The 13,299-nt window shown below is 39.2% G+C and carries 7 protein-coding genes; 6 read left to right on the top strand and 1 reads right to left on the bottom strand.

The window, feature by feature from the left end; translation table 11 throughout:
• Positions 1-9 precede the first annotated feature (9 nt).
• Positions 10-1,398 (bottom strand): phosphoglucosamine mutase, encoded by a 1,389-nt coding sequence (gene glmM / locus OLM56_RS10910; RefSeq protein ID WP_264526980.1) that lies wholly within the window; start codon positions 1,396-1,398, stop codon positions 10-12.
• 92 nt (positions 1,399-1,490) lie between these two features.
• On the opposite strand from glmM, the gene OLM56_RS10905 reads away from it, so the two are divergent.
• The 6 genes from OLM56_RS10905 to OLM56_RS10880 all read left to right on the top strand — a co-directional run bounded on the left by OLM56_RS10905 (position 1,491) and on the right by OLM56_RS10880 (position 13,279).
• The gene (locus OLM56_RS10905; RefSeq protein WP_121376426.1) at positions 1,491-2,075 is read left to right on the top strand and encodes an ACP phosphodiesterase; all 585 of its coding nucleotides are present in this window, start codon (positions 1,491-1,493) and stop codon (positions 2,073-2,075) included.
• Between the two features lie 74 nt (positions 2,076-2,149).
• Entirely contained in the window at positions 2,150-3,970 is a 1,821-nt protein-coding gene (locus tag OLM56_RS10900) for a chloride channel protein (RefSeq protein ID WP_264526979.1), read from the top strand.
• A gap of 140 nt (positions 3,971-4,110) precedes the next feature.
• Entirely contained in the window at positions 4,111-6,942 is a 2,832-nt protein-coding gene (gene uvrA / locus OLM56_RS10895; RefSeq protein ID WP_264526978.1) for an excinuclease ABC subunit UvrA, read from the top strand.
• A gap of 24 nt (positions 6,943-6,966) precedes the next feature.
• Positions 6,967-7,692, top strand: a complete 726-nt coding sequence (locus tag OLM56_RS10890) for a TIGR00730 family Rossman fold protein (protein ID WP_182493652.1) — start codon at positions 6,967-6,969, stop codon at positions 7,690-7,692.
• A gap of 187 nt (positions 7,693-7,879) precedes the next feature.
• A complete protein-coding gene (locus tag OLM56_RS10885; protein ID WP_264526977.1) occupies positions 7,880-10,666 on the top strand; it encodes an aminopeptidase in 2,787 nt (928 codons plus the stop codon).
• 207 nt (positions 10,667-10,873) lie between these two features.
• Positions 10,874-13,279, top strand: a complete 2,406-nt coding sequence (locus OLM56_RS10880) for a thiamine pyrophosphate-dependent enzyme (RefSeq protein WP_264526976.1) — start codon at positions 10,874-10,876, stop codon at positions 13,277-13,279.
• Positions 13,280-13,299: the final 20 nt, after the last annotated feature.

Here is a 13,299-nt window from a genome sequence, read left to right as displayed (position 1 = left end):
TTTATCTATTTAAATTCCGGCTACGGCTTTGATTTCTTCAATAATTCTTAGTGCTAATGCATCCGCTTCTGACTGGCTTTTGGCTTCAGTGTAAATTCGGATGATCGGTTCTGTGTTGGACTTTCTTAAATGTACCCAGTTTTCGGCAAAATCAATTTTTACGCCGTCGATTGTCGAAATATTTTCTGACTTATATTTGTCTGTCATGGCGACTAAAATGGCATCGACATCAATCTGCGGTGTCAATTCTATTTTGTTTTTGCTCATGAAATATTCCGGATACGAAGCTCTCAATTCAGAAACCTTCATCTTTTTGTTTGCCAAATGCGTCAAGAACAAAGCTACTCCTACCAAGGAATCACGGCCGTAATGAAGTTCTGGATAAATGATGCCGCCGTTACCTTCGCCGCCAATAATCGCATTGTTCTTTTTCATCAATTCCACAACATTTACTTCACCCACGGCACTGGCCTCGTAAGTACCTTTGTGACTGTTTGTTACATCGCGCAACGCACGTGAAGACGACATATTAGAAACTGTATTTCCTGGTGTCTTGCTCAAGACATAATCTGCTACGGCAACCAAAGTATATTCTTCACCAAACATTTCTCCGTCTTCAGAAATAAACGCCAGACGGTCTACATCTGGATCGACAACAACGCCCAAGTCTGCTTTTTCACTTACGACCAATTCTGAAATATCCGTCAAATGCTCTTTTAGAGGCTCTGGATTGTGTGGAAAATGTCCGTTTGGCTCGCAATATAGTTTTACCACGTCAACACCCATCAATTCTAACAGCTTAGGAATGATAACACCTCCTGAAGAATTTACGCCGTCAACAACAACTTTAAATTTGGCTTGTTTTACAGCCTCGACATCAACTAAAGGAAGATTTAACACCTCATCAATGTGAATATCCATGTAAGCATCATTTGAAATAATTTCTCCCAAACTATCTACATCTGAAAAGTCAAAAGCTTCTCTTTCGGCAATATCTAGAATTTTAGCGCCTTCAGCTCCGCTTAAGAATTCTCCTTTTTCATTTAGCAATTTCAATGCATTCCATTGTTTTGGATTGTGGCTTGCTGTCAGGATAATTCCACCATCGGCTTTTTCTAAAGGAACGGCAACTTCAACTGTAGGCGTAGTTGACAGACCCAAATCAATAACATTAATTCCTAATCCGATTAAGGTATTCACGACCAAATTATGAATCATCGGGCCCGAAATTCGGGCATCACGGCCAATCACGACAGTCAGTTTGTCTTTTTCCGAATAGTCTTTCAGCCAAGTTCCGTACGCAGAAGCAAATTTTACAGCATCAACCGGAGTCAGGTTATCTCCTACTTTTCCACCGATAGTGCCTCGGATTCCTGATATTGATTTTATTAAGGTCATATTTTATTTTAATTTTTTTGTTCCTAAAATTTAAATTGTTAGCAAATATATGAATTGCGCCTCAAGTAATATAAAATTCCTAAATTAGACGAATGAATTTTCTAGCCCATATTTATCTTTCCGGAAATAATGATTTCATGAAAATTGGCGGTTTTATGGCCGACGGTATTCGCGGGAAAGACTACGAACATTTTCCAGAAGACATTCAAAAAGGAATCATATTGCACCGTGCTATTGATACATTTACGGATGCTCATTCTGTTTTTCGAATCAGCAAGCATCGATTGCACGAACGATATGGCCATTATTCTGGCGTTATCATTGATGTTTTCTACGACCATTTTTTGGCCAAGAACTGGAAGCACTATTCGGATGAAAAACTAGATGTATTTGTAAACAATTTCTACCAATCGTTAGAAGATAATTTCGACATTCTGACGCTAAAAACTCAAAACATGCTCCCTCACATGGAACGCGGCAACTGGCTGTGGAATTATCAGTTTATCGACGGCATCGGTAAAATTTTATCGCAAATGGACTATCGTACCAAAAACACTTCAAAGATGGGCGAATCTGTAAAAGAATTACGAGAATTCTATACTGAATTTGAGCAAGAATTTACCTTATTTTTCAAAGAACTGAGAGATTTTGTCGCAGAAAAAATTAAAACTTTATAATAGTTTTATCTTTAAAAATTTAACAAAAGGCGTATTTTAGCATTTTAATCCTAATCGTTTTTCTCAGATATAAAATGCCAGGCAAAAAAGCGTCTCCCATAAAAATATTCTTCAGGAACATTTTCCGACAAATAGAAACGCTGTTCTTTTTGTTTAAGAATTTCCTTTCCGAAAGACATTTTATTTACCTGTCCTGCGTAGTCGTTGGAATTTCCTGTGCCTTTGCTGTAATCGTGTTGAAAGGCTTTGCCCACTCCGTTTTCGTATTTGCTACGTATGTCAATGGCTACCTTAAACTCCCTTACATCAATAGTATACTGCCAATAATAGGAATCCTTCTGACGGTTTTTGTCATTAAAAATATTTTAGACGGTAAGCTCGAAAAAGGAAGTTCTCGAATTTTGTATGCCGTTGCAAAAAGAGGCGGTATTCTCCCAAAAAAGCAAATGTATGCACAAATCATAACGAGCTCCTTAACGGTTGGACTTGGAGGTTCAGCGGGATTAGAGTCGCCGATTACGATTACAGGCGCTGCCTTTGGTTCCAACTTTGCCCAAAAATACAGGCTTTCTCAAAAAGACAGGATCTTGCTTTTGGCTTGTGGCGTTGCTGCGGGAATTGCGGCCGCATTTAACGCGCCCATTGCCGGCGTATTATTTGCGATTGAAGTAGTCCTGACCGACGTTGCCATTACAGCTTTTATTCCGATTATGATTTCTGCAGCGACTGGAGCCTTGATTTCTACAATTGTTTTAAACGAAGACGTGCTCCTGTCCTTCAAGCAACAGCAAACGTTTGACTTCCATAACATTCCATTTTATATCCTTTTGGGAGTTTTGGCTGGTCTTGTCTCCATCTATCATGCCCGAAATTTCCAAAAAATAGAAGGTTTTTTCAAAAAATTTAAAAACAGTACTTATAAAAAAGCGCTCTTTGGAGCATCAATCTTAGCCGTACTGATTTTCTTTTTCCCGACGCTTTTTGGTGAAGGTTATGAAAGCATCAAGACACTATCTAACGCGAATCCACAAGTCCTTCTAGAAAATACATTGCTTGACGAATATAAAAGTAACGAATGGGTACTGTTGTTATTCGTAGGAATCACAATGCTTCTGAAAGTATATGCTACAGGATTGACACTCGGCAGCGGCGGAAACGGAGGTAACTTTGCTCCTTCCCTTTTCGTAGGTTCTTATTTGGGTTTTTTCGTAGCTAAATTTTTTAATCTTTTAGGAATCGGAAAAGAACTTCCTGTCGGAAATTTTACGATTGTAGGAATGGCCGGAATCTTGAGCGGCCTCTTCCACGCTCCATTGACAGCTATCTTCCTTATCGGTGAAATTACCGGAGGCTACAACCTTATGGTTCCGTTGATGATTGTTTCTTCCATCAGTTTTGCGGTTTCCAAGCAGTTTGAGACGCATTCAATGGACGTCAAGCATTTGGCAGACAAAGGCGATGTTTTTACGAGCGACAAGGACAAAAACATCCTTTCCAACATCGACATCTTAGACCACATCAATTCCGAATACAAAACTGTCAAGCTGGAAGACAAAATCGAGAGTCTAGTAGAATATCTTTCCAATTCTAAGCAAGAAGTTTTTCCGGTCGTAAACACTAAAAATGAGCTGATTGGGATTATTGATTTTGAAGACCTGAAGCCCATCGTATTCAATTCTTTCAGGGTAAAATATACAACCATTTCTGAAGTCATGAAAGCTCCTATTGATGTGATTTCTTATGAAGACGGAATGGAACTCGTGATGGAGAAATTCGAAAACTCCCATTTGGAGCAGCTTCCAGTCACAAAAAACGGCAAGTATTTTGGATTTATCTCTAAGGTCAGCGTATTAGAATCCTATAGAAAAAAATTAAAGGAAATGGTCATTGAATAAGGAACTTTTCTTTTCATAAACTACTGACAAAGAGCAAAACTAAGCCCTTACTTCTTTTTACATAAATTTAAGTTTTGGACATTCGTCTTTAACTAAAAATAAATTACAAAAACGTACCTTTGCATTTTGCAAAAAATTCTATGCTAGATACTGAAAATACGATTGAAGTTTTAGGCGCCCGCGTCCACAATCTGAAAAATATTGACGTTACAATTCCCCGTGAAAAACTCGTAGTCATTACGGGTCTTTCGGGATCTGGAAAATCTTCTTTGGCCTTCGACACAATTTATGCCGAAGGACAGCGCCGCTATATTGAGACCTTTTCGGCTTATGCCCGACAGTTTCTTGGCGGTTTAGAACGTCCTGATGTTGACAAAATCGACGGCCTTTCTCCAGTAATTGCCATTGAACAAAAGACGACAAGCAAAAGTCCGCGTTCGACCGTTGGAACTATTACCGAAATTTACGATTTCCTGCGTCTGTTGTATGCCAGAGCCGGCGATGCTTACAGTTATGTGACTGGAGAAAAAATGGTCAGCTACAGCGATGAGCAAATAAAGCAGCTTATTTTTGAACAATTCGAGGGAAAAAGAATTAATATTTTAGCACCTATAATCCGTTCTCGTAAAGGACATTATCGCGAGTTATTTGAACAAATTTCAAAACAAGGATTTCTAAAAGTCCGAATCAATGGCGAGATCAAGGACATTACGGCCGGAATGAAATTAGACCGTTATAAGACACACGATATCGAGACGGTCATCGACAGAATGCTGATTGAAAATACGCCCGAAAATGACAAACGTCTGACGGAAAGTATCAAGACAGCCATGTATCACGGCGATGACATCCTGATGATCATTGACCAAGACAGTCAAGAAGCACGCTATTTTAGCCGAAACTTAATGTGTCCGACTTCTGGGATTTCCTATCCGAATCCAGAGCCGAATAATTTTTCATTCAACTCCCCAAAAGGAGCCTGCGACCATTGCAACGGCTTGGGAACCGTGAATGAAATCAATATGAAAAAAATCATTCCAAATCCGAAACTTTCCATCAAGCAAGGTGGTTTTGCGCCTTTAGGAGAATACAAAAGCTCTTGGATTTTCAAGCAACTGGAAATCATCGGAGAGAAATTCGGATTTAAATTAACGGATCCGATTGAAAAGATTTCCGAAGAAGCCATGGAAGTCATCATGCACGGCGGAAAAGAAAAATTTGAAGTTTCGTCCAAGACATTAGGCGTTACAAAAGATTATAAAATTGACTTCGAAGGAATTTCAAGCTTTATCAAAAACCAATTCGACGAAAGCGGTTCTACGACTATACGACGTTGGGCAAAAGAATTCATGGACGAAGTAAAATGTCCGGTTTGTGAAGGTTCCCGCTTGAAAAAAGAATCATTATACTTCAAAGTAAACGGAAAAAACATAGCCGAATTAACCGATATGGATATTTCTGACCTAGCCGTTTGGTTTGACCAATTGGATAACGATTTAACCGAAAAGCAACGAAAAATTGCTTCCGAAGTTGTCAAAGAAATCAAATCCAGATTGAGCTTTTTGGTCAACGTAGGATTGAATTACCTCGCATTGAGCCGAAGCTCGAAATCACTTTCTGGCGGAGAAGCACAGCGAATCCGTTTAGCGACACAAATCGGATCACAATTGGTCGGAGTACTTTATATTCTGGACGAGCCAAGTATCGGTTTGCACCAAAGAGACAACGAAAAACTGATCCATTCTTTAGAACAATTGCGCGACATCGGAAATTCTGTAATTGTTGTAGAACACGACAAAGACATGATTGAAAGAGCCGATTACGTTATCGATATCGGTCCAAAAGCAGGACGATTTGGCGGACAAATCATCAGCAAAGGAACTCCAAAAGAGCTTTTGAAAGAACATACTTTGACCGCTTCTTATTTAAATGGCGAAATGGAAATCGCTGTTCCGAAAAAACGACGCGAAGGCAACGGAAAATCTCTAAAACTAACGGGAGCGACAGGAAATAATTTGAAAAATGTCTCAATTGAATTGCCTTTAGGCAAATTAATCTGTGTGACAGGAGTTTCCGGAAGCGGCAAATCGACGTTAATTAACGAAACACTCTATCCTATCCTAAACGCTCACTTTTTCAACGGCGTAAAAAAGCCACAGCCTTACAAAAAGATTGAAGGATTAGAGAATATCGACAAGATTATCGACATCGACCAATCGCCAATTGGAAGAACGCCACGTTCTAATCCAGCTACTTATACAGAGGTTTTTTCTGAAATCAGGAGTTTGTTCACGCAAACGCCGGAAGCCATGATTCGAGGCTATAAACCGGGCCGTTTCAGCTTTAACGTTTCTGGAGGAAGATGCGAAACCTGCGAGGGTTCTGGCGTACGTACTATAGAAATGAGCTTCTTGCCCGACGTGTATGTAGAATGCGAAACCTGCCAAGGAAAGCGTTTCAACAGAGAAACTCTAGAAATACGATACAAAGGAAAATCAATTTCCGACGTATTGAACATGACTGTTGACGAAGGAGTTGAATTCTTCGAAAACATACCAAAAATATACCGAAAGGTAAAGGCTTTACAAGATGTTGGCTTAGGTTATATCACTTTAGGACAGCAAAGCACCACGCTTTCTGGCGGTGAAGCACAGCGAATCAAGCTGGCAGGCGAATTGTCTAAAAAAGATACTGGAAATACGTTTTATATCCTCGATGAACCAACAACGGGATTGCATTTCGAAGATATCCGTGTCTTGATGGAAGTAATCGACAAGTTGGTCAACAAAGGAAATACGGTGCTGATAATCGAACACAACATGGACGTTATCAAGCTCGCCGATTATATTATCGACATCGGACCTGAAGGAGGAAAAGGCGGCGGACAGCTGATTGCCAAAGGAACGCCGGAAGAAGTTGCCAAAAATAAAAACAGCTACACGGCGCAATTCTTGAAAAAAGAGTTACTTTAGCAGGCTGATTAATTTTTAAGAAAGATGAAAAAAGAAACATTCGAAAACGAAGACGACAGAATACAAGAAGTATTTAAGCAAAAGACGTGGAACGAGATACGAAGCAATGATTCTTGGGCAATTTTTAAAATCATGTCCGAGTTTGTAAACGGCTATGAAAACATGGGAAGAATTGGTCCTTGCGTTTCTATTTTTGGATCTGCAAGAACAAAACCAGACGATAAATATTACCTGCTTGCTGAAAAAATTGCCTATAAAATAAGTAAAGCTGGCTATGGCGTTATCACTGGCGGCGGACCTGGTATCATGGAAGCCGGAAATAAAGGAGCACATTTGGGCGGCGGGACTTCGGTTGGGCTCAACATCGACCTGCCTTTTGAGCAACATTTCAATCCGTATATCGATAAAGACAAAAACTTAAATTTCGACTATTTCTTTGTACGCAAGGTAATGTTCGTGAAATATTCCCAAGGATTTGTAGTAATGCCGGGAGGTTTCGGAACTTTGGATGAATTATTCGAAGCGATAACTTTAATCCAGACAAAAAAAATAGGCAAATTCCCAATCATCTTGGTCGGAAGAGATTTCTGGGCCGGACTGATCGAATGGGTAAAAACGGTGCTGATTGAAAAATACAGCAATGTAAGCCCTTGCGACATGGACCTTATCAAGATTGTTGACAATGAAGATGAAGTCTTGGATGTCTTGGATAATTTCTACAAAAAATACAATTTGAGTCCTAATTTTTAAAAAGCTCATCACAATAAACACATGGAAAGCTGTCTTTTTAGGCAGCTTTTCTTTTTAAGCCAATCTTAAGCAACCTTTATTAGGAAATGTATCTAATAATAACTAAACTTGCTTTAACGTTTTACCGTACATTATATAAAATTGCCGCTTGAATACTTTCTTTAAAATCTTTTTCTGTTTTTCTTTTATGTTTCTTTCAATAAAAGGAAACGCGCAACATCATTTCAGAATGATTGTTGAGATTAATAGCGAAGAAAAGTCAGCTTACGTACAGCAGGAAATTACCTTTAATAACCAAACGGGAGACACGCTGACTTCTATCATCCTTAATGATTGGAACCACGCTTATTCGGATAAAAATACGCCTCTGGCAAAACGATTCTCTGATGAATTTGTCAGGAGTTTTCACTTGGCAAAAGACGAAGAAAGAGGAAAGACAGATAACATAACTATTATTGGACAAGATAATTTGTTTTTGAAATGGCACCGTTTTGAAAAACATCCCGATGTAATAGAAGTCAATCTTCGTGAAAAATTGGCTCCTAACGAGAAAACAGTACTAAAACTGACGTATCTGGTAAAACTTCCAAATGACCGTTTTACCAAATACGGCTGGAACCAGAACGGTGAAATGAATCTGAAAAACTGGTTCCTCACTCCTGCACGATATGAAAACCATCAGTTTATAAAATACAGCAACAATAATCTAGACGATATCACCAATAGTCTCACAGATTTTGACGTAAACTTGAAACTTCCATTAGGACTTGAAGCTACTTCAGACCTAAACGAAATCAGCCGTACCAAAGACGCAACGTTTTCTACTTATGAGCTGTCTGGAAAAAACCGCCAAGATTTCAACCTGTTCTTAGAACCCAAAACAACCTTCTACAGTTATAAAAACAATGTCGTTACTGTAGAAACCAACCTGAAGGAAAACAGGCTGAACGAAATCCAGAAAGCGATTGTCATTGACAAAGTTGTAAATTTTGTCAATGAAAATATAGGCAGCTATCCTTTTGAAAAAATTACGGTATCGCAAGCAGATTATGAAAAAAACCCCTTTTACGGATTGAATCAGCTTCCGTCATTTATAAGTCCGTTTCCCGATGAGTTTTTATTTGAGATAAAATTCCTCAAGACTTATCTGAATAATTTCCTCAAGACCAGCCTTCACCTAAATGCAAGAGACGATAACTGGATTTATGACGGTATCCAGATTTATACCATGATGAAATATATAGAAGATCATCATCCGGACAGTAAAATGATGGGCAATCTTTCGCAATGGTGGCTGTTGAGAGGTTATAACCTTACGACGGTTAGTTTTAACGAGCAGTACAGCTATTTCTATATGCTGATGGCCCGAAAAAACTTAGACCAGCCGATAGGCGATCCTAAAAATACGTTCATTAAGTTCAACGAGCAGATTGCCAGCAAATATAGAGCAGGGCTAAGTCTTAAATATTTGGATAATTATTTAGAAAATGACATCGTAGAAAACAGCATCCGTGAGTTTTATGCTTTGGACAAAGAACACACTGCCTCAAGGACAGATTTTGAGAAAATCCTTAAAATAAATGCAAAAAAAGACATCAGCTGGTTCTTCAAGACGATAATCGATTCTAGAGATATCGTGGATTATAAATTTACCAATGTTTCAAAAACCAAAGACAGCGTAACTTTTACGGTTCGTAATAAGACAAAAACAGTTGTTCCTATTCCGATTTATGGTACGAAGAAAAACGAAGTCGTTTTTAAAAAATGGCTCGACAACATCAAAACCGACAGCACCTTTACCCTGCCGCGCAACGAAGCAGACAAAATCGTCCTGAATTATCATAATGAAGTTCCAGAATACAATCTTCGCAACAACTGGAAATCCTTAAAAGGCTTTCTACATCAAAACCGACCGATCAAGTTCAATTTCATGAAAGACCTGGAAGATCCCTATTATAACCAAGTTCTTTATGTCCCGACATTAACGTATAACTTATACGACGGGCTGTCGCCTGGAATCCGTTTCCATAACAAGACCATCTTAGACAAGCCGTTTGTTTATGAAATAAACCCAATCTATTCGCCGAATACACAGACGTTGACTGGGTCGTTTTCTTTTGCCGTAAACCAATACAACCGCAACAACAATCCTTTCAACATCCGCTATCAGATGAACGGGTCTTATTTTCATTATGCTCCAGATGCGGCCTATCTGAAACTAACTCCTACGGTGACGATGCTTTTCAGGGAAAATAATTTCCGCGATAACAGAAAGCAAGGCATACAGTTTCGAGAAGTCTTGGTAAACCGTGACAAGTCTATCTATAATGTAGAAGAAACTGAAAATTATTCTGTTTTTAATGCTAAATATTACAACGTCAAGACAGAAGTGACCAACCACTTTAACTTTGTAACCGATTTGCAGATTTCGGGAAAATTTGGAAAAACCGCAGCAGAAATCGAATACCGAAAATTGTTTGAAGACAACCGCCAGCTCAACCTGAGATTGTACGCCGGAACTTTTCTATACAACAAAACCGACACCGATTATTTCAGTTTTGCGCTTGACCGTCCGACAGATTATTTGTTTGATTATAACTATTACGGACGTTCAGAAAGTACCGGTTTTTTTAGTCAACAGCTGATTCTTGCTGAAGGTGGGTTCAAGTCCAAGCTTGATACTCCGTTTGCCAACCAATGGATGACCACCCTGAACGGAAGTTTTAGTATCTGGCATTGGATCGAAGTCTATGGCGATGCCGGATTGGTAAAAAACAAGCATGCTGACCCGAATTTTGTTTATGACAGCGGTATCCGATTAAATCTTGTGACTGATTATTTTGAATTATATTTCCCTGTATATTCCAGCAATGGCTGGGAAGTCGGACAGCCTCATTATAACGAAAAAGTCCGCTTTATCATAACCTTCAGTCCGAAAACATTGGTCAATCTTTTTACTCGTAAATGGTTTTAGGCTGAAAAAGGTTTTATTCGAGAAACTACCAGAAACAGATAATTCCAGCCTAAAATTACATATAATACAATTTTAATTCACTTTCACTAAACTTCTTGCATTCAAAACTTACTACAAGGCAAATTGATTGCAGATAATTAAATGAGCTCTTTTTTGTTTTGTAAGTAGAAATGTCTAAATTTGTTTTCTATTCAAGAAATTCCATTTATGACACAAATAGCTTCCAAAAAAGAACTTTCGTTTGAAGATTTCAAGACCGAAGTGTTGAATGACTATAAAATTGCCGTAATCAGCAGAGAATGCAGCCTTTTGGGACGCCGCGAAGTCTTGACCGGAAAAGCAAAGTTCGGTATTTTTGGCGACGGAAAAGAAGTACCTCAGCTGGCTATGGCAAAAGCTTTTAAGAATGGGGATTTCCGTTCAGGCTACTATCGCGACCAGACTTTTATGATGGCGATTGGCCAAATGACCATTCAGCAGTTTTTTGCCGGACTTTACGGCCATACGGATATCGACCATGATCCAATGTCTGCCGGACGCCAAATGGGTGGCCACTTTGCTACGCATAGCTTGAACGATGACGGTTCTTGGAAGAATCTAACGCTACAAAAAAACTCTAGTGCTGACATCTCTCCTACTGCTGGGCAAATGCCTCGATTATTAGGATTGGCGCAAGCTTCTAAAATATTCCGAAATGTTTCTGGAATCCACAACAAGACTAATTTTTCGATTAACGGAAACGAAATTGCTTGGGGAACTATCGGAAATGCCAGTACCTCTGAAGGCTTGTTTTTCGAAACTATAAATGCTGCCGGAGTATTGCAAGTACCAATGGTAATGAGCGTTTGGGATGACGAATACGGAATTTCTGTTCATGCAAAACACCAAACTACAAAAGAAAATATCTCTGAAATCCTAAAAGGTTTTCAAAGAGACAACGAAAATAAAGGCTATGAAATCATTCGCGTCAAAGGATGGGATTATCCAGCCTTGATTACAGCTTATGAGCAGGCATCTCAGATTGCACGTGAAGAACACGTTCCTGTCTTGATCCACGTGCAAGAATTGACGCAGCCTCAAGGACACTCGACTTCAGGTTCGCACGAACGCTACAAAAATGCAGATCGTTTGGCATGGGAAGCGGATTTCGACTGTCTTCGCCAGTTGAAATTGTGGATGATTGCCATCAATATTGCTACGCAAGAAGAACTAGACGAAATTGATAATATCGCTAAAAAGGAAGTACTCGATGGCAAAAAAGCCGCTTGGAATGCTTTTGTAGAACCTATCAAAAACGAACAAAAAGAATTAGTTTCTTTGCTGGAAACAATTGCTGCTGCTAGCGAGAACAAAGTTTTCATCCAAAAACATGCTTCAGATTTAGCTGGGATCAAAGAGCCAATCCGTAAAGATATTATTACGACAGCTCGAAAAGTATTGCGTCTTATCCTAAAAGAAAATGGCAAAGCCCAGCTTTCGCAATGGATTACAGCTTATACTGAAAAAATACAGCCAAAATTCAGCTCTAATCTCTTTTCAGAATCAGACCAAAATGTCTTTTCTGTAAAAGAAGTGCTTCCAGAATACATAGAAAATGCAGAAGAAGTCGATGGAAGGGTTATCATCCGCGACAACTTCGACGCTATTTTCAGCAAATATCCAGAAACACTTGTTTTTGGTGAAGATGCCGGAAATATCGGTGACGTAAACCAAGGTCTGGAAGGAATGCAGGAGAAATATGGCGAATTGAGAGTAGCCGATGTCGGAATTAGAGAAGCTACTATCCTAGGACAAGGAATTGGAATGGCGATGAGAGGACTTCGTCCGATTGCCGAAATCCAATACTTAGATTACCTTTTATATGCAATCCAGATCATGAGTGATGATTTGGCAACATTACAATACAGAACACGCGGCAAGCAAAAAGCGCCACTTATTATAAGAACTCGTGGACACCGCTTGGAAGGTATCTGGCATTCTGGTTCTCCAATGGGAATGATAATCAATGCTATCCGAGGCATACACGTTTTGGTTCCTAGAAATATGACAAAAGCGGCTGGTTTTTACAACAGTTTATTGGAAACCGACGAGCCAGCTCTTGTTGTGGAATGTCTAAACGGATACCGCTTGAAAGAAAAAATGCCTGTCAATATGGGCGAATTCAAGACTCCTATTGGTGTTGTAGAAACACTTAAGGAAGGAAAAGACATTACGCTTGTTTCCTACGGTTCTACCTTGCGTTTGGTTGAACAGGCCGCAAAAGAATTGCTTGAGATTGGTATTGATGCTGAGATTATCGATCCACAGTCGCTATTGCCTTTTGACATTAACCATGATATTGTAAAATCTCTAGCAAAAACCAACCGATTATTAGTAATTGACGAAGATGTCCCTGGAGGAGCTTCTGCCTTTATCTTGCAACAGATTCTTGATGAACAGAACGGTTACAAATACCTTGACAGCAAACCGGAAACATTGACTGCAAAAGCGCACCGTCCTTCGTATGGAACGGATGGAGATTATTTTTCAAAACCTTCTGCAGAAGATATCTATGAAAAAGTATATGCGATTATGAGTGAGGTAAATCCTGAGAAGTTTACTAGCTTGTACTAATATCCATTTAATATAAAATA

Source organism: Flavobacterium sp. N2550 (assembly GCF_025947265.1).
Classification (GTDB): Bacteria; Bacteroidota; Bacteroidia; order Flavobacteriales; family Flavobacteriaceae; genus Flavobacterium; species Flavobacterium endophyticum.
This window is presented reverse-complemented; position numbering and strand designations above follow the sequence as displayed.